Source organism: Acidisoma cellulosilyticum (assembly GCF_020621385.1).
GTDB classification, from domain to species: Bacteria; Pseudomonadota; Alphaproteobacteria; order Acetobacterales; family Acetobacteraceae; genus Acidisoma; species Acidisoma cellulosilyticum.
The window spans coordinates 24607-42129 of record NZ_JAESVA010000016.1 but is presented as its reverse complement, the minus strand read 5'-3'; the positions used below and the strand labels follow the sequence as shown (position 1 = coordinate 42129).

Here is a 17523-nt window from a genome sequence, read left to right as displayed (position 1 = left end):
CCCATGACGGCTTCCGTGATCACGACGCCTATCCCCAGAACCTTATCCGGGCGACTGGCGGGCCATGTCAACGAACTTGGCCTGATCGGCATCATCGTCCTGCTCTACGCCATCTTCGGTTTCATCTCGCCAGGCTTTCTAAGCGCCAATAACCAGGTCAATATCCTGCGCGACGGCTCGGCCATCGGCATTGCCGCCTGGGCCCAAACCCTGGTGATCGTCGCCGGCGAAATCGATATCAGCGTCGGTCCCATGGTCGCGTTTATATCAGTCCTCATGGCCTTTGCCCTGAAATGGCATATGCCGCTTGCCGTCTCGCTCTGTGGTGGGCTTGTGCTGGGCGCGCTGCTCGGCAGCGTCGCCGGTGTGCTGCGCGGCATCTTCAACGTGCCCTCCTTCGTCGCGACCTTGGGCCTTTGGAGCGCGCTACGCGGCCTGGCACTTTTTATGACGAATGCGCTGCCGGTCAGCTTCGATGACAACGACACGCTCGATTGGATCGGCGACAATGTCTTCGGCATTCCGGTCTCGGCCGTTGTCATGATTATTCTCTTCGCGATCTTCGTTTTCGTGTCGCGCAAAACCGCGCTCGGGCGATCCGTCTACGCAGTCGGTGGCAATGCGAGCGCCGCACGACTCTGCGGCATCAATGTCACCGGTATCCGTATCCTGGTTTTCACGCTGTCCGGCCTTATGGCGGCGGTCACGGCCATCATGCTGCTGGCGCGCCTGGGTACTGGCAATGCCGGAGCGGCTTCGGGGCTCGAATTCGACGTCATCGCGGGTGTCGTCGTTGGAGGCACCTCACTGACCGGTGGGCGCGGCTCCATGCTTGGCACCTTGCTTGGTGTCCTCGCGATCACCGTCATCGGCGACGGTCTCGTCCTCTACGGCATCAACTCCTTCGTTCAGGACGTCGTGCGTGGCGTCATCATCGTCGCTGCCGTCCTCCTCAATGTCGCCGCCGCGCGCCGTTCCGGGCGCGCAGGCCGCTAACTCAAGGTTCAGGATTTGCGATCATGGCAAAGATGCTTGCGGCTTTTCTGCCCGGCGATGACAAGGTTGATCTGCGTGAGATCGATGTGCCGGAGCCAGGGATCGGACAGGTTCGGCTGCGCATGAAGGCATCCGGCCTCTGCGGCAGCGACATCCACTACATCTATCACAAGCATATCGGCGAGGGCGGTGCCAAATATCAGGGCGTCGTGGCCGGGCATGAGCCGAGCGGCCAGGTAGAGACGCTCGGCCCGGGCTGCCGGCACTTCAAGCCAGGCGACCGCGTTTCCGTCTATCACATCTCCGGTTGCGGTTTCTGCCGGAGCTGCCGCAAGGGCTATCAGATCAGCTGCACAGACCCCTTGCGTGCAGCTTACGGCTGGCAGCGCGACGGCGGCCATGCGGAATATTTGATCGCGGACGAGAAGGATCTCGTGAAGCTGCCCGACAGCCTGACCTATGAGGACGGCTGCTTCATCTCCTGCGGCGTTGGCACAGCCTATGAGGGCATCCTACGCGGCGAAGTGTCAGGCAGCGACAGCGTCATGGTCGTAGGCCTCGGGCCTGTTGGCCTAGCGGCCCTCATGCTGGCCCAGGGGCGCGGCGCGAAAATGACGATCGGCGTCGACACCCAGGTCGAGCGGGTCGAGGTCGCGCAGCGCCTCGGTCTTATCACTCATGGCTTCGTCGCAGGGCCAGACACGCTTGGCGCTGTGCAGGAGGTCACGCGTGGCGGCGCTAATGTGACGCTCGATTGTTCGGGCAATGCACGCGGGCGGCTTCTGGCCCTTCAGGCCACGCATATCTGGGGACGCTGTGTCTATATCGGAGAGACCGGCGAAGTCACCTTCAAGGTCAGCGACGACCTCATGCACAAGCAGCGCCGCATTATCGGCTCCTGGGTCACAAGCTTGCACAATATGGATCAATGCGCGGAAGATCTGGCCGATTGGAAACGCTATCCACGCGACATCATCACGGATCGCTTCTCGCTTGCTCAGGCTGCCGAGGCCTATGCGCTCACGGCCAGCGGACGGGCGGGTAAGGTCATCATCCGGATGGAAGACTAATGACCGGCGACCGTTTTACGCTGTCGCAAGGCCCGTTGGCGGTTGATCTGGACCGTCGCGGTGCCGTCATCTGCGGCTTCCGTTGGACTGGCCCTGCTGGCGTCACGCAGCATCTGATGCGGGATGCTCGCCATCATGACGGCGATCCACTCAAGGCAAGCTGCTTCCCGCTCCTGCCATTCTGCAACCGCGTACGCGACAATCGGTTTCAGCTTCATGGTCGGGATTACTATCTGCAGCCCAATCAGCCCTGGGACCGACATTACTTGCACGGCGACGGTTGGCTAAACGACTGGCAGGTGCTGGACCTAGGTAGCGACACTATCCGCTTCGCGTTGCGCAGGAAAGCAAATGCGCAAAGCCCCTATAATTATGAAGCGGAGATCGTCTATCGGCTGAGTGTTGCGCCCCAACCGACGCTCGCTGTCGCGCTCTCGATTCGCAATCTCGCCAATGAGACCATGCCCTTCGGATTGGGTCTGCATCCTTATTTTCCCCTGACGCCCATGATGACGCTGCGCGCGCGTGCGAGCGGCTTCTTTTCGGAGGAGGCTGAGTTCATGCCTGGCCCGTTGACTGCCATTCCTCCGGATCTGGATTTTGCCGAAAGACGCTCCCCTCCCCGCCACTGGATCAACAACGGCTTCAAAGGTTGGAATGGTAAGGCCGAGATCATTTGGCCCGAGCATGATTTAGGCCTGCATATCGATGCCGATCCCGCGTTCCAGGACTTTTTCGTCTTCATGTCCGACACCGCATTCGAGCCCGATTTCGCCGGGGACTACTTCTGCTTCGAACCCATGACGCATGAGGCAGATGCCCACCATGCCGCGGACCTCGGCGGACTCAAACTTCTGGCGCCCGGCGAGACGCTGAACGCGGCCGTTCGTTTCACGCCTCAGCCTCTTCGCAATCGGAGCCCCTCATGAAAATCACCAGTATTCGGACGGTCGTCGTCAATGCCAAGATGCGCAACTGGATTTTCGTGCGCGTCGATACCGATCAGCCCGGACTTTACGGCTGGGGTGAAGCCACGCTTGAATGGAAGACGAGAGCCGTTACGGGCGCTGTCGATGATCTGGCGCCGCTTATCATCGGCAAAGACCCCCGCGACATCGAAAACCTTGTCCGCACCATGCACAAGCATGGCTTCTGGCGTATCGGCGTCATTGGCAGCAGCGCGATCGCCGGAATCGAGGTTGCGCTTTGGGATATTCTCGGCAAAAGCGTTGGTCTGCCGGTCTGGCGTCTGCTGGGCGGCAAGACGCGCGACCGCGTGCGGGTCTATACTCATCTCGGCCTGGGTGAGATCAATGCCGTCTATAATTCGATGTCGGCCGGCCCGCTCATCGAGCGCGCCCACGAAGTGCTTGAGCGCGGTTACAGCGCCATGAAGGTCGTCTTCATCCCTTATACCCACTACACGGCCCCTGTCCGTGCGATTGATGAAGTTGCGCGCATGATGCAGGACCTTCGGAGCGCTGTCGGCGACGACGTCGAGCTTATGGTCGATTTTCATGGTCGATGCGCCTCAGCAGGCTCGGCGCTTCAATATATCGATGTACTGGCAGCGGGTCGGCCATTGTTTGTGGAAGAACCGCTGCCGCCACAAGATATCGCAGGCCTGAAATCGATCGCAGCACGTACTCACGTGCCGCTCGCGGCAGGCGAGCGCCTTGTGGACCGGTGGGAGTTTGAGCCCTTCTTCCAGGCGCGCGTCATCGACATTGCGCAGCCCGATCTTTGTCATGTCGGCGGCTTTACGGAGGCAAGAAAAATCGCGGCTATGGCCGAACTCGCCGGCGCCGGAATTGCGCCGCATAATCCGCTCGGTCCTCTCGCCGGGGTCGCTGCCCTGCATTTCGACATTGCGACGCCGAACTTCGTCATCCAGGAGGAAATGGTGGGGGCCGTCCCCTGGTATGGTGACGTTCTGCAAGGCCCCATTCGTATGGTGGACGGGTATTGGCAGATACCGGAAGCCCCAGGACTTGGTATCGAGATTGATGAGGCTGTGGCAGCCAAACATCCTTTTAAACAAGAAATTCTGACCGCGACGGAAGCCGTTCTGCCGGACGGCACCGTGGTCGATTGGTGAGCACAATGTCACTTAGACTTCAGAATAAAGTCGCCATCATCACCGGTGCCGGCCGCGGTATCGGCGCCGCCACCGCCCGCGCCTTCGCTGAAGCAGGGGCCATCGTGGTGATTGCCGAGCGTGATACGACGACTGGTCCCGCTATGGCGGCCGAGCTGAAGTCTCTCGGTGCAAAAAGCCTCTTTGTCGAGACCGACGTAGCCGAGAGTGCCGCTGCCGTCACCGTCGCCGAGGCGACACTTGGTGCCTTCGGGCGCATTGACGTTCTGGTCAACAACGCCGGTATCAATGTCTTCCATGAGCCACTGGAAACGACCGAGGCGGAGTGGAAACGGTGCTTTGCCGTCGATCTGGAAGGCGTCTGGCATATGTGCAAAGCCGTATTGCCCTCCATGCTGGCGCAAAACGCCGGTAGCATCATCAATATTGCTTCCAGTCATTCCAGCAAGATTATCCCCGATACCTTTCCCTATCCGGTAGCGAAGCACGGCCTATTGGGCCTGACCCGTGCGCTTGGCATTCAATATGCGGCCAGGGGCGTGCGCGTAAACGCGATCGCCCCTGGCTATGTCGAAACGGATATCGCCCGCGACTATTGGAACACCTTCCCCGACCCGGACGCTGAGCGGCAGAAAGCCTATGATCTACACCCGCCGAAGCGCATCGGTCGACCGGAAGAGGTCGCCATGACGGCGGTCTTCCTGGCCTCGGACGAAGCCCCCTTCATCAATGCGGCCAGTATCGCGATCGATGGCGGCCGTTCCGTTCTGTACCACGACTGACATACTTCACCCCAGAGACAGAGCTAGGACAATCTGGACTTGAACTTACTTCGGAAAAGTGGATAGCTCCTACGGCTATGGTGCAAACGGCCAATACGGTGTGAGTTTGCAACCAGTTACCTGCTGATCTATATCAATCTAGTCGTTTCATATTCCGCTTAAAAGAGAACCTTGCACCAGAGGGTGCTGTCAGGTTGCCGGGGTGGGGAGGCGCGGCCGCTCTCAAGCGCCGTCGTCCAAAACCCGGGGATAAATGGCACCTCGATGAAGTGTTTATACGGATCCGTGGGAAGATCCACTATCTCTGGCGGGCTGTCGATCAGAACGGGGTGGTGCTGGACATTCTGGTGCAAAAACACCGTGACACGAATGCGGCCAAGCGGTTTTTCCAAAAGCTCCTCAGCGGCGGAACTGAAGCGCCTCGGGTGATCGTCACGGACAAGCTGAAAAGTTATGCGGCGGCAAAACGAGACATCCTACCGAAGGTTGAACACCGACAAAGCCGTTATCTGAACAGCCGAATAGAGGTTTCGCATCAACCGACCCGGCGACGTGAGCGACAGATGCAGCGGTTCAAATCGATACGGCATGCTCAACGCTTCCTCTCCGCTCATAGCCGTATGCACAGCCACTTCCAGCTCCGCCGCCATCTCATTCCCGCAGACGATTATCGCTCCTTTCGTGACGCGGCTTTTCGTGTCTGGCGCATTGTCGCTTGCATCACAATCACCCTGTGACTGGCAACCGTCATGCCCAAACGCACTCGCATTTCAACAACCTGACAGCACCCTTCGTGGCGAGCCGGATGATCGCAGAGAGATTGGCTTCGCTGACAGGAGGATAATCCAATCCGACATGACGATCGTTCGGCACCAGGCCAACGTCATGACACCGAAAAAAACGACGGCAAAGTCACGACGACGCTCATCCAATGGTCGGTTCAGGAAATTCGCCGCCTCGCTCTAAAGCTAGCACAGCGCCGGATCTCAATTGCCCGTATTTTTGCATGGTCAACATTTTGACGCTTTCATCAGGCGGCTGCACGAGAACGATTCTTCACCGATTGAATAGAGCACATAATTGACATGGGACAGAAAGGAATATCCGATCTGTTGTATGTCCATCGGACTCGAGATGATTTCCGGAAGTCTACTTTCGGCAATCCTTTGGGCTCCGCCCAGTTATATGCTAGCGTAACCCAATAGACATGCCGGTCAGACGTGGCAAAGCTGCACAGAACCGGGCAGCCATATTGGGTGAATGCCCATCTTCTTCGTCATTCTCGCAGCTCATGATACCCCAGCGTACGGCGGAGCCGCCGATAAACCGCAGGGGTTCCGGCGGCAAACTCGGCATTTTGCGCTGGCAGAACGGTGATCTCGTCCATTCGTCGTCTTGGCCCGTCACCAGAGACGCCAAGCATTGGCCAATAATCAGGGTTGGGTTGACGCCATGGCCTGAGAACCCGCCGCCATAAAAGATATTTTGCCCTTTGAGACGTGCTGCGTAAGGCAGCCTGTCGGCGGTGACGTCGATAGGCCAACCCCAGCTGCGCTCGATATCCTGGGTAGAAAACCCGGGTAGGAGGCGCTGAAGCGCATTGGCGGGGCGACGCAGGGATGGCTTGTCCTGCCGCAGGCGCTCAGCTTGCAATGCCTGACCGAAGCCGATGGGACCGGAGCCCGCACCCATAAGAACGCGGTCTCCGGCCTTGCGGAAATAATGCAGGAACATCCGCAGGTCGGCCGCGCCGACGCTGCCCAGCCAGCCATGACCACGCAGCGCTTCCGGGGCGGGGCGGCTCATCGTGGCATAGCTTGAAAAATTAGTGAGATGCGGCCGCAGATGTGCCAGGCTGGAGAGAGCGAAGTTCGTCGTTAGTATCACCTTGCCTGCCGTTAGTTGGCCGTTTGCGCTGTGCAGCACGGCACCGTTTTCAGTTGGAGTAATCGCGGCTATCTGCGTATCCTCATAGATCGCGCAACCGCGCGCTTGGATTTCGGCGCGCAGATAGTGGGCGACACGGGCCGGGTGGACGGTTGCCCCCTCGCGATAGAGCAGTCCACCACGAAATAGTGGCGCCTTGATATGCTGCACCATTTCGTCTTGCGACAGCGCTACAACACTATCCGCCACGCCCATGCGCGCGGCAACGGCCACGGCTTCGGCGATTTTATAATCCTGCGACGCGGCCGTCGAGATCGCCAGATTGCCGCTTTCCTGCCACCAACAATCGCGCCCGCTGCTGGTGCAGAAGCTGCGTAGCTGGTCTTGCGCCTTGTCGCCGAGCCTGGCCGTGGCAAGGGCTGCGGATGCGCCGAGCTGTTGGCTCAGCCGGCCGAGGCTCGACCAATAGCCATGAGCCTTCCCCCCGTTGCGGGAACTCGCGCCTTCGCCACAGCGAAAAGCATCCAAAACAGTGATACGTAACTTGGGGTGGCGGTCCAAAAGCGCCAGCGCGCTCCACATGCCGGTAAACCCGCCGCCAATGATAGCTACATCCGCCGTCTGCGTGCCGGTTAGGCGCGCGTGATTCCTTAAGGCGCCTTGCAGCGATCGCACGTCGTTTAGCCACCAGGAACGGTCCTCTTCTCGGTAGCTGCTTGGCGGCATCAGCAGATTTAGCATAGGTGTGCTCCGGCCTGGCCGTCCTTGGTCCAGTTTGCAAAATCATTTGAGCAAAAGACATGCCAATGAGATTGATCTCATCCGATTGGTGGCAAGGGAAGGCTTTCCGGGCCAAAGCGTGTTCCGGAGATTTTCAATGTGTCGCATTGTCTCCCAACCCGTCGCGACGTCATCTCTTCTAAGGACCAGAGGACGCCGAACATCAGTAGGTATCTTCTTTTTCCTGCGCTCTGTTGGGAAGGGGCTGTGCCGTTACCCGAAAGCCAATATCAGCAGCCAAAATTTGCCGAAAGGCTGGCACGGCTCTTGCTACGATCATTCTAACGTGCAGCCATCTCGATATTTGCGCGATGCCGATCACAGTAGTGTCGGACCAGGAGCTTCAGATATCGTGGCACCGCATTTTGCGATGCATGGATTCAGGTGGGCCACCGGTTGAACTAGGCAGAAGCCCTGGCGTCAGGAAGCAGCACACTGAATGATCTTGAGCGCAACGCAGCCAAACCGTCGGTCGGCTAACTAAGCGAACAGCGAGACTCGTTGGTAAAGGAAATTAGTTTTGAATAACATGACAATCGTAAAAGCCGCAGAAATTCGAGACATGACTTTAAGCCCAGCAGGTCAACGGCCAGGTGCCGATCATGGCGATCCGCAGCTAGCGATCCAAAAGCTCGCGGCCGAGGCCGGTGGCCGGCTGGGGATCTGGGAATGTCAGCCGGGCGGCTGGCCGGTCATTAATCGTAACGACACAGAATTTGCCTATATCATCGTGGGAAAAGCTAAACTGACCAATGCTGCGACCGGTGACGTGATCGACGTTACCGGCGGCGATTTGGTCATTCTGCCGCCGGGCTGGAGCGGGCGCTGGGAAGTGATCGAAACCTTGCGCAAGGTCTACGCTATCTACTAGCCACACGGGCAGGTTTTACGGTTTCACCTTAGCCGCCCAGATCAGCTTTGTCATTGGACAACATCATGCCGACATTAAGTCGTTGCATTACCGGACCAAACACGGCAAATGCCGGATCCGAGCCGAGTAGCGTCCAAGAGATCCGCTCCTATCCAGGCCTTTCTCCACCGTTGAACTCTAACTTTTCACCATCTGGCAAGCCCCGATGACTGGTCCAGTTTTTATGTAGTTAATCTGATGGATTTGGGCCGCGGCTGAAATGAAGGAGGCCACGTTTTTGAGTACTGGGTTGCGGCGATGGCGCTATTAAGACCCTCTGGTGCTGGCGGCCTGTAATCGAGCGAAGAGTGCGGCCGGATCGTGTTATATTGCCTTCGCCAAGCTTCGATCAAAACCCCCGCTTCCTGCAGCGTGTAGAAGATTTCTCCGTGGAGAAATTCGTCGCGCAGCCGGGCATTGAAGCTCTCGATGTAACCATTCTTCCAGGGGCTTCCTGGGGTGATATAGGCGGTCTGAGCGCCAACGGCAGCGATCTAAGCCTACACGGCCTTGGCTATGAACTCAGGCCCATTATCTGAACGGATATGCCCCGGCACGCCACGCAAGATGAACAAGTCTGAGAGGGCATCGATGACATCATTAGAATTCAACCGCCGGGCGACCCGGATCGCCAGCGCTTCGCGGGTGAATTCGTCGACGATATTCAACATTCGGATCTTGCGACCGTTATGCGTGCGGTCCTCGATCGAACGGATCGCATCAAAAGCCGACTTGCCCTGCGAGGTCAAAACCTCAACCTGACAGGGCTTCGCAATGATCTCTTCGGGCTTATAAACTCTCCGTGGCATCATCCACCTCCACCCAAAAACTACATCAATGATCGTGCAGATCTAGGGGGTTGGACCAAGTCGGGTGACCTAGTCTTTTTAGTCAACGTCAGAGAGCGTTCTTTGCCTCTTTTCGGAACCGGGTGAGGACAAGCTCGGTATAGCCATTCGGTTGGCTTACCCCACTAAAAATAAGTTCACGAGCAGCTCGAAAAGCGGCCCCATCGTAATTCGGAGCAAGGCAGCTATAGTTGGAATCACTCCGATTCTGCTGATCGACTACCAACGCCATGTGCTTCAGCGTGCGCATTACCTGAGCTTCATTGACGATCCCATGATGGAGCCAATTTGCTATGTGCTGAGACGAGATCCGGAGAGTCGCCCGATCTTCCATGAGACCGACATTATGTATGTCGAGGACTTTGGAACAGCCAATTCCCTGATCAATCCATCGCACGACGTAGCCAAGAATACTTTGTATGTTATTGTCGAGCTCCTGTTGGATCTCCTCGGACGAATAATTTACCTCGTCCGCCAGCGGGATAGACAAAAGATCATCGAGAGACGCTGAGCTGCGATTACTAATCGTGCTCTGGCTGCTGGCGACGTCAATCTCATGGTAGTGCAGTGCGTGTAACGTTGCGGCTGTGGGGGACGGCACCCAAGCGGTACTTGCACCTGCCCGCGGATGGGCAATCTTTTGCTGCAACATTGCAGCCATTTGGTCGGGCGCCGCCCACATCCCCTTCCCTATCTGGGCTTTGCCCTTTAGGCCGCAGGCAAGGCCGATATCCACATTGCGATCTTCATAGGCAAGTATCCACGGTGTAGTCTTTAGTCCGGCTTTACGGATGAATGGCCCCGCTTGCATCGAGGTATGAATCTCATCACCGGTTCGATCAAGGAACCCTGTGTTGATGAAAACCAGGCGATGTCGAGCACGTGATATACAGGCTTTGAGGTTAGCGCTGGTGCGGCGTTCCTCATCCATTATGCCGATTTTGACCGTAAACCGGGGTAGATCAAGCAATTGCTCCACCGCCCCGAAGATCTCATTGGCAAAGCTCACCTCTTCAGGCCCATGCATCTTGGGTTTTACAATATAAATCGAACCCGCACGAGAGTTTCTGAATTTTCCTGGCTGACGAAGATCCTGCATTGCGATTAACGTAGTAATTACGGCGTCCAAGATGGTTTCAGGAACCTCGCTGCCACCCAGCAACACAGCGTCTGTCATCATATGATGACCAACATTGCGAACAAGCATCAGAGAACGTCCTGGAAGTACCAATTTCGTACCATCAGGCGCGGTATAAATTCGGTCTTCATTCAAAGTCCGCGTCTGAACCTGGCCATTTTTCTCCACTGAAGCGGTGAGAGTGCCTTTCATCAGACCGAGCCAGTTGCGGTAAACAAGGACCTTATCTGAAGCATCGACGGCCGAGACACTATCCTCGCAATCGATGATCGTAGAAACTGCCGACTCTAGAAAAATGTCGGAAATTCCGGCAAGATCGTGCGCGCCAATATTGTGGCTTCGGTCAATCGCTATCTCCACGTGCAATTTGTTGTTGTTCAGCAGGATAGCATCCGCGCCCTTGAATCCCACAAATTGATCTGGCGATCGCAGGGCGGTTTTTCTGACCTGTTGGTGTATTTGCAGCTGACCGTTCTCTACAGAAAACCCCGTAACTTCCGCGTAGCTCCCTTCGGAAAGCGGGAAGGTCCGATCTAGGAATGCTTTCGCGTAGGCCACCACTTTGGCGGCACGGACCGGATTAAAGTTTGCCATTCGTCCAGCGCCGTCCAATTCGTCGATTGCATCGGTTCCGTAGAGAGCGTCGTACAAGCTACCCCAACGGGCATTGGCCGCGTTCAGCGCGTAGCGAGCGTTTGTGACTGGAACAACCAGCTGTGGTCCAGAAATCAGCGCAATTTCGTCATCAACGCCCGCTGTCTCGATGAGAAGATCGGTCGGCTGAGGAACGAGGTAGCCGATTTCCGAAAGAAAAACTTTGTAAGCGGCCGCATCATGCGGGCCGCCTCGGTGCTCAACATGCCATGCATCAATTTCTGCTTGAAATGTGTTCCGCAGCTTCAGAAGAGCTTCGTTACGAGGAGAAAACTCTGTTAGCAAAGTTTCGAAATTTCTCCAAAAAACGTCAGCGTCTAGTCCAGTCCCGACTAACGCCTCGTTCACCACGAAGTCCCGAAGAACGCTAGCAACTTCAAGGTTTCCGGTGGCTATTGTTTTATCCGTCACTCGATTTCTCTCTAGGTTGCCGCGATATTCGTCCGACTTCACTTGAGACGCAGGTCGCCTATGCGAAGACGCTCTCATTTGCTGCCATGTGGCGCGGCCGTTCTGCGTCCTCACCTTAGGTCGCCATTTGATCTTTTTACCATCCAACCATGACCGAGCAAGGCCGCTGATTGGCTTATAGTGCCGACTAATCCAAATTCTTTGTGGATCTTATTTAATCATCTACTTCGTGTCCCTGACGCCTCCCAGTATTCGCTGGGAGGCGTCGTGGATCAAGCTGTCTGCATTGCTGAGACGTGCTGACGCAACTTCGGCATTACCTCCAGCGCCAGTAGCTCCATTGTCCGGCGATGAACGCTAGGCACATCCCAATCCTTTTGGGTCATGAGCAAACCTCCAAACGGCCCGCCTAGCTCGTCGACGAAGGCGACAAGCTTGTCGAGAACTGTTTTCGGAGACCCTGAAAGCACCATCCAATCCATGCAATTTTTCCGCGTTACCGCCTCGTCTGGGGTCTCTTTGGACGGCTTCAAAACTCGGAGCATCTTGAAGACGGCCATGTCTTCGATGATATAATCGTAATAAGCGCCGTAAGCGCTTTCGTCCTGAGCTAGATAATCTGCAGCTTCCTGGTCCGTATCTGTTACGAGAATCGACCGTGCAACACGCCATTTGGTTCGGTCAACTTTGCGTCCCGCATTTGAGCAACCTATGGCGTATTGCTCCCAATGAGTTTTGACGTTTGACGCCGGGGTAAAGTTTGCAGAGACGATCTCCCAACCACGCTCACCTGCTTGTTTTGCGCTACTTGAGGAGGGGCTCATCACAGAAATTGCAAGCGGCGGATACGGCTTTTGATACGGCTTAAGCATCGGGCCAAATCCCAGTGAATGAATCACTTGGTCCTTAACGACTGCCTTCCAGTATTTGCCTTGAATCTCGTAAGGAGGATCGGACGCCCAAATCTTATGAATAATCTCAACCGAGTCCAGGACCATTTCGGCACGGTTCATATTGATCGTGTCGAACAATTCCATGTCTGATGTTAGACCGCCAGGCCCGACACCCATGATGAAGCGGCCTCGCGAAAGATGATCGAACTGAGCAACTCGCCCGGCCACTGTCGCCGGATGCTGCTGCGGCAAATTCAGCACGCCAGTAGCAAATTTTATGTTCTTCGTTGCGTCTATCAGTGTCGCGAGAAACTGAAGGGAATCCACAATCGGCTCGGCAGAACAGGTCGTATGCTCACCGACCCAAGCTTCTGCAAATCCTAGCTTATCCGCAAGGATGATGGCTTCACGATCTTGCTGCAGAACGTCGGTGATGTTTCGCTTCTGGTCATGAAGCGGCATCATGAAAAGGCCGAGGTCCATTTCAAACTCCCTTTTAAAATCAAGCTCAAAGCATGCAGCCTTGCTGCGTTTGCACCCGCTTGCCATGCAGGAGTTGTCAATCGCAAGAGCCATGCCAGCATTCGCAAGCGTCAACAAGTGGGAGTTTTTGTTAACGGAGATAAAAAGAAATCCCCGTTAAAATCTATGTTTTTAGAAAAATTAGTGGGTTCAGCGGAGAGTGCCCAGCCTCGAACTGCGGCGTCTCATCGCTGCGACTAATTTAGAATGGGTGACAATCATAGCGTGAGACGAATTGAGACAAGGTGAGATGAAAATTGCTTAGACAGGCGTCTACGCACATGGTTTAGGCAGCTAAGCTTGCGGAAATTTTTTTTGCCTTGCGGCTGAGCATGCTTTATATAAATTTGCCTACTAAAACGCTTTCAGAGTTGGCCTTTGCCTGTGGAGGCAAGATGGAGTGGGGCTATGATCGACGCGAACGCACATCGAGCGCATATACTGTCATCGCTGACCGCTCGGGACGCGGACAACTGGGTCGATGTATCATGGCGTCGTTGTATCGAAGTGCACAAGCTCGACCCCATTCAGCGGCGGCGTCCCCATACACTCATGCGCACAGAGTGGCGCCGGCAAGCAGAGCCCTTGGAGCCCTATCGGGATATCATTGAGCTTGGTCTGTTCGAGCTATCTGCATTAATAAATCCTTCCGGCTACGAGGTCTCATTCTGCACCAAGGCTGGTGTCACAATATTGAACCTCCCAGCTAGCGGCGCCGGAGGGGTGCCGAGCTTGGAGTGTCCTGGTTCTCTTTGGACTGAAGAAACGGAAGGAACCAACGGCGTCGGCACCTCGCTCTGGGAAGCACGGCCAGTTTCTCTCTATAAATCGGATCATTTTCTCAGCCGTTATACCGACAATTGCTGCGCTGCAGCGCCCGTTTTTGCCAGTTCAGGTGATATACTGGGCGTGCTCAATATCACGACCAGTTCGGAATCGGTGTCGCGAGAATTGCACCAAATGGCCTATAACATCCTGATAAAAATGGCTGAAAAGGTTGAGAGGCGGTTATTCCGCCACTATCACCGAGACCATTGTTTGGTGGAAATGCGCGTGAGCCCCGGTCAGATGGCGCTGGTTGCCGCACGTGAAGAGGGTTCTCTTATCGCTGCCGACAGGCACGCGATGAATTTCCTCAGAGCAACCGGATATGGCATCGACGGCAAATCGCTGTGGAATTATTTTGACCGAGATAACTCCTTTTTCACTCCTGGATCGTCAAAGTCTGTTGCGTTGGTGCATAAAATCGACGGGGTGCGGATTCCGAGCAAAATCCATTTCCCCATCCGCTCCCCTCTTAGCAGCGGTAGGCCTGACCATGTTGCACGAGCCCCTGTAACCGGAAGCCGCAGCCTCCTTGAGACGGTAGGCAGTGATCCGAAAATGATACGAAATGCGGGCTTACTGCAACGTGTGCGCGGTAGTACTCTGCCTGTGCTGCTCCTTGGAGAGACAGGCACAGGTAAGGACGTGTTGGCGCGTGCCATCCACGCGGATGGACCTCGGTCACACAAGCCTTTTGTGGCCTTAAACTGTGCTGCAATGCCTGAAACCCTCATCGACAGTGAGCTCTTCGGATATAGCTCCGGGGCTTTCACCGGTGCCCGGAAGGAGGGACAGACTGGTCGCATCATGCAAGCAGAGGGTGGCACTCTCTTTCTTGATGAGATCGGCGACATGCCCGTAGCCTTGCAGACTAGGCTGCTGCGGTTTCTAGAAAACGCAGAGGTCACGCCGATTGGTGGGGGTGCAGTTCGCCGCGTTGATGTACGGGTGATTGCCGCAACCAATGTCTCGGTGGCTCAGGCGGCGAGAGAAGGACGATTCCGCGCCGATCTTTATTATCGTCTCGCGGGCGTTGTTGTGAACCTGCCTACACTGCGTGAGCGCACCGATTTTCCAGAAGTCGTTGCTAAGATTCTTGCCGATTATCCGGCCGGTGCTGGGATGTCTGTGTCATCAGCGGCCATGGCGTTGCTCCAATCGTATGAGTGGCCAGGAAACCTCCGTGAACTGCGCAACGTACTACAACGCGCCGCTTGCGTCGCCGACGACGGGATGATCCAGGAGGATCATTTGTTTTTTGATATCGAGATCAATGCCGGCGTTACGTCCACAGCGATTGCGCCGCCGGCCGCAATTAGCCTGCCTCCCAGCCCACAACGCGGCGATGAACGCGCGATGTTGATGGCTGCGCTGCGCGATCACAACGACGACGCTGCCGAAACAGCGAAAGCTTTACAGATGAGCCGAGCGACCTTTTATCGCCGGCTAAAAGAATTTGGCATCCGGCCGCGTGGAACGCGGCGGATCCAAATGTCCCCAACTAACTGAGCACAACTCTCCGGGTTCAAGTATAAAGCTGCATCCTGCAGAGGGATGCAGCTTTATACGCTTTAGTCACTCAAACGCAGGCCTAAATCGGTTCCTTACCCGCCTTTGGCAACATGGTCTAATTATCTGATCAAGTCGACTAAACCGCGGAACCTCCGGCCATGCCAAACCAAACCAGATCCGTCGGGATCGTCCTGAATGAGAGTTCGTTGAACCAAGCCTATCAAAATAGAATGCGAATATCCGTCGTATACACGGTCGAGAACACAGTCAAACACCGCCGCTGCTCCTGAAAGGACCGGCGCACCGGTCGCAAGCGTCGTCCAACTTGCCCCTCCGAATCTCTCTTTGGCGCTCAAACTAGTCTTGGCAAATTGAAGAGCGAGACTGCGATGATCACCAGTTAGCACATTTACCGCGAACCGGCGCTCTGCCAACAACATTTCATGCGCCGACGCTTCCTTGTTTACACACACAATCAATGACGGCGGGTCCGCCGATAGGCTACAAACCGCCGTGGCGGTTAGCCCAGCAGAATTCTCTAGGCCCCCCGTCGTAATAACGTTAACGCCCCCGGCTAGGGCGGCCATCCCGCTTATGAAGGCTTCACGCTCTTGCATGATACCGCATTTCCTTAGGATCACCGGCCGGCGTAGTTTCGCCGGCCGTCATGTCTCGTCTATTCAGCCTGCGGCTTGCGACACAAATTTCACATTGAGGTAGGCTTCCATTGCCTCGACCCCACCTTCGGACCCGTAACCAGAGTCTTTAACACCACCGAATGGCGTTTCTGGAAGGGCCAGTCCAAGATGGTTAATTGTTAGCATCCCACTCTCAATCCGCTGACCCAGCAAGGTCGACGTGCGCGCCGAACCCGTCCATGCGTAAGCGGCAAGTCCGTAAGGAAGACGGTTAGCTTCTGCAACTGCTTCATCTAGATCGCGAAACGGAATCATAAGTGCTAGGGGCCCAAATGGTTCCTCCTGCATCACGCTCATTTCGGTCGTCAGTCCGGTTAGAACCGTCGGCTCATAGAAACTGCCGACGTTGCCGACACGCCGCCCGCCGGTGGCAACACCTGCACCCTTTGCGACTGCATCACTAACCAAACTCTCCACCGCCTTGACGCGCCGGTCATTAATGAGTGGGCCCATCTTGGTTTCCGAATCCAAACCGCTTCCGAGCTTTAAGGCCGCCGCCCGCGTGGCAAATTCTTCCACGAAGGCATCGTAGACACCTTCCTGCACGAGAAACCGTGTCGGAGCGACGCAGACCTGGCCGGCGTTGCGGAATTTTGAGAACACAAGGCGATCCACCGCGCTCGGGAGGTCGGCATCATCAAATACCAGAGCAGGACCATGACCACCCAACTCCATAGTTGCGCGCTTCATATGTTGCCCTGCCATGGCCGCCAATTGCTTCCCGACAGCGACAGATCCGGTGAACGACACTTTTCGGATCACGGGATGCGGGATGAGATAAGACGAGATTTCTGCCGGTGAACCGTAGACAAGGTTAATGACACCATCGGGCAAGCCAGCTTCTGCGAAGCAGGCGATCAATGCGGCTGGTGAGGCAGGCGTTTCCTCAGGGCCCTTCACGATGATGGAACAGCCTGCTGCGATCGCCGCAGACACCTTTCGAACAACTTGGTTGAGAGGAAAATTCCAAGGTGTAAACGCCGCAACTGGCCCGACTGGCTCCTTGACGACAAGCTGATAGATCCCGTCGGCACGTGCAGGAATGACCCGCCCATAAGAACGCCGTGCCTCCTCTGCGAACCAATCAATGATATCAGCAGCCGACAAGGTCTCCGCCATAGCCTCACTAAACGGCTTTCCTTGCTCCATCGTTAGTATGGTGGCGGTTTGCTCTGCCTGCTGGCGCAGACGATCGGCAGCCCGGCGCATAATGTTGCTCCGTACGAGCGGCGACGTTGCGCGCCACGTCTCAAACGCGCGTCCTGCCGCCGCAAGGGCGAGATCAAGATCTGCTACACTCGCCTTCGCAACGACGCCGATCGCCTCGCCTGTCGCAGGGTTCGCGACGCTGATTGTCTCGCCGCTCTGCGCCTGCTGCCATTGGCCATTTATGAACAGCGCTGTGTCTGGATATTTCATGAAGTCCCCATTAGTGCATTCAACGCCGTGCGGTTGCGCAGGGTGCTACTGAAGCCGTAAGCAAGCCGCGGGCCACTTCA

The 17523-nt window shown here is 56.2% G+C and carries 13 protein-coding genes and 1 pseudogene; 8 read left to right on the top strand and 6 right to left on the bottom strand.

All coding sequences use genetic code 11. The features are described 5' to 3' along the window. The first annotated feature begins 3 nt into the window (after positions 1-3). From ACELLULO517_RS26200 to ACELLULO517_RS26175, 6 genes are all read left to right on the top strand, one after another. Positions 4-996, top strand: a complete 993-nt coding sequence (locus tag ACELLULO517_RS26200; protein ID WP_227310457.1) for an ABC transporter permease — start codon at positions 4-6, stop codon at positions 994-996. 23 nt (positions 997-1019) lie between these two features. Beyond that, positions 1020-2066 carry a zinc-dependent alcohol dehydrogenase family protein gene (locus ACELLULO517_RS26195; protein ID WP_227310455.1) on the top strand — a complete coding sequence of 349 codons (1047 nt, stop codon included), beginning with the start codon at positions 1020-1022 and terminating at the stop codon, positions 2064-2066. Next, on the top strand, positions 2066-2995 hold the full coding sequence (locus ACELLULO517_RS26190; protein WP_227310453.1) for an aldose 1-epimerase: 930 nt from the start codon (positions 2066-2068) through the stop codon (positions 2993-2995). Before ACELLULO517_RS26195 ends, ACELLULO517_RS26190 begins: the two co-directional genes overlap by 1 nt. After that, on the top strand, positions 2992-4164 hold the full coding sequence (gene dgoD / locus ACELLULO517_RS26185; protein ID WP_227310452.1) for a galactonate dehydratase: 1173 nt from the start codon (positions 2992-2994) through the stop codon (positions 4162-4164). The genes ACELLULO517_RS26190 and dgoD overlap by 4 nt, the downstream gene beginning before the upstream one ends. A 5-nt stretch (positions 4165-4169) precedes the next feature. Then, on the top strand, positions 4170-4946 hold the full coding sequence (locus ACELLULO517_RS26180) for an SDR family oxidoreductase (RefSeq protein ID WP_227310450.1): 777 nt from the start codon (positions 4170-4172) through the stop codon (positions 4944-4946). Positions 4947-5140: 194 nt separating this feature from the next. Further along, entirely contained in the window at positions 5141-5683 is a 543-nt protein-coding gene (locus ACELLULO517_RS26175) for an IS6 family transposase (RefSeq protein WP_227310448.1), read from the top strand. Positions 5684-6134: 451 nt separating this feature from the next. Here the strand turns inward: ACELLULO517_RS26175 and ACELLULO517_RS26170 are convergent, their stop codons facing one another. Beyond that, entirely contained in the window at positions 6135-7574 is a 1440-nt protein-coding gene (locus ACELLULO517_RS26170) for an FAD-dependent oxidoreductase (RefSeq protein ID WP_227310446.1), read from the bottom strand. Between the two features lie 568 nt (positions 7575-8142). On the opposite strand from ACELLULO517_RS26170, the gene ACELLULO517_RS26165 reads away from it, so the two are divergent. Next, on the top strand, positions 8143-8484 hold the full coding sequence (locus ACELLULO517_RS26165; RefSeq protein WP_227310549.1) for a cupin domain-containing protein: 342 nt from the start codon (positions 8143-8145) through the stop codon (positions 8482-8484). 221 nt (positions 8485-8705) lie between these two features. Here the strand turns inward: ACELLULO517_RS26165 and ACELLULO517_RS26160 are convergent. From ACELLULO517_RS26160 to ACELLULO517_RS26150, 3 genes and pseudogenes are all read right to left on the bottom strand, one after another. Continuing rightward, positions 8706-9230 (bottom strand): annotated as a pseudogene (locus ACELLULO517_RS26160) (integrase core domain-containing protein); the annotation flags it as partial. Between the two features lie 190 nt (positions 9231-9420). Beyond that, entirely contained in the window at positions 9421-11574 is a 2154-nt protein-coding gene (locus ACELLULO517_RS26155; RefSeq protein WP_227310444.1) for a malate synthase G, read from the bottom strand. A 272-nt stretch (positions 11575-11846) separates the two neighbouring features. Beyond that, the gene (locus ACELLULO517_RS26150) at positions 11847-13043 is read right to left on the bottom strand and encodes an LLM class flavin-dependent oxidoreductase (RefSeq protein ID WP_227310442.1); all 1197 of its coding nucleotides are present in this window, start codon (positions 13041-13043) and stop codon (positions 11847-11849) included. A 531-nt stretch (positions 13044-13574) separates the two neighbouring features. On the opposite strand from ACELLULO517_RS26150, the gene ACELLULO517_RS26145 reads away from it, so the two are divergent. Further along, positions 13575-15323, top strand: a complete 1749-nt coding sequence (locus ACELLULO517_RS26145) for a sigma-54-dependent Fis family transcriptional regulator (protein WP_227310440.1) — start codon at positions 13575-13577, stop codon at positions 15321-15323. 122 nt (positions 15324-15445) lie between these two features. Here the strand turns inward: ACELLULO517_RS26145 and ACELLULO517_RS29100 are convergent, their stop codons facing one another. Continuing rightward, positions 15446-15913, bottom strand: a complete 468-nt coding sequence (locus ACELLULO517_RS29100; RefSeq protein ID WP_227310548.1) for a flavin reductase family protein — start codon at positions 15911-15913, stop codon at positions 15446-15448. 93 nt (positions 15914-16006) lie between these two features. Then, positions 16007-17443 carry an NAD-dependent succinate-semialdehyde dehydrogenase gene (locus tag ACELLULO517_RS26135; RefSeq protein WP_227310439.1) on the bottom strand — a complete coding sequence of 479 codons (1437 nt, stop codon included), beginning with the start codon at positions 17441-17443 and terminating at the stop codon, positions 16007-16009. Between the last annotated feature and the right edge of the window lie 80 nt (positions 17444-17523).

Coding starts and splice junctions, on each gene's coding strand:
- ACELLULO517_RS29100 (WP_227310548.1), bottom strand. CDS start 15,913: ATGGCCGCCCTAGCCGGGGGCGTTAACGTTATTACGACGGGGGGCCTA.
- ACELLULO517_RS26135 (WP_227310439.1), bottom strand. CDS start 17,443: ATGAAATATCCAGACACAGCGCTGTTCATAAATGGCCAATGGCAGCAG.
- ACELLULO517_RS26165 (WP_227310549.1), top strand. CDS start 8,143: ATGACAATCGTAAAAGCCGCAGAAATTCGAGACATGACTTTAAGCCCA.
- ACELLULO517_RS26170 (WP_227310446.1), bottom strand. CDS start 7,574: ATGCTAAATCTGCTGATGCCGCCAAGCAGCTACCGAGAAGAGGACCGT.
- ACELLULO517_RS26190 (WP_227310453.1), top strand. CDS start 2,066: ATGACCGGCGACCGTTTTACGCTGTCGCAAGGCCCGTTGGCGGTTGAT.
- ACELLULO517_RS26200 (WP_227310457.1), top strand. CDS start 4: ATGACGGCTTCCGTGATCACGACGCCTATCCCCAGAACCTTATCCGGG.
- ACELLULO517_RS26180 (WP_227310450.1), top strand. CDS start 4,170: ATGTCACTTAGACTTCAGAATAAAGTCGCCATCATCACCGGTGCCGGC.
- ACELLULO517_RS26150 (WP_227310442.1), bottom strand. CDS start 13,043: ATGGCTCTTGCGATTGACAACTCCTGCATGGCAAGCGGGTGCAAACGC.
- ACELLULO517_RS26195 (WP_227310455.1), top strand. CDS start 1,020: ATGGCAAAGATGCTTGCGGCTTTTCTGCCCGGCGATGACAAGGTTGAT.
- dgoD (WP_227310452.1), top strand. CDS start 2,992: ATGAAAATCACCAGTATTCGGACGGTCGTCGTCAATGCCAAGATGCGC.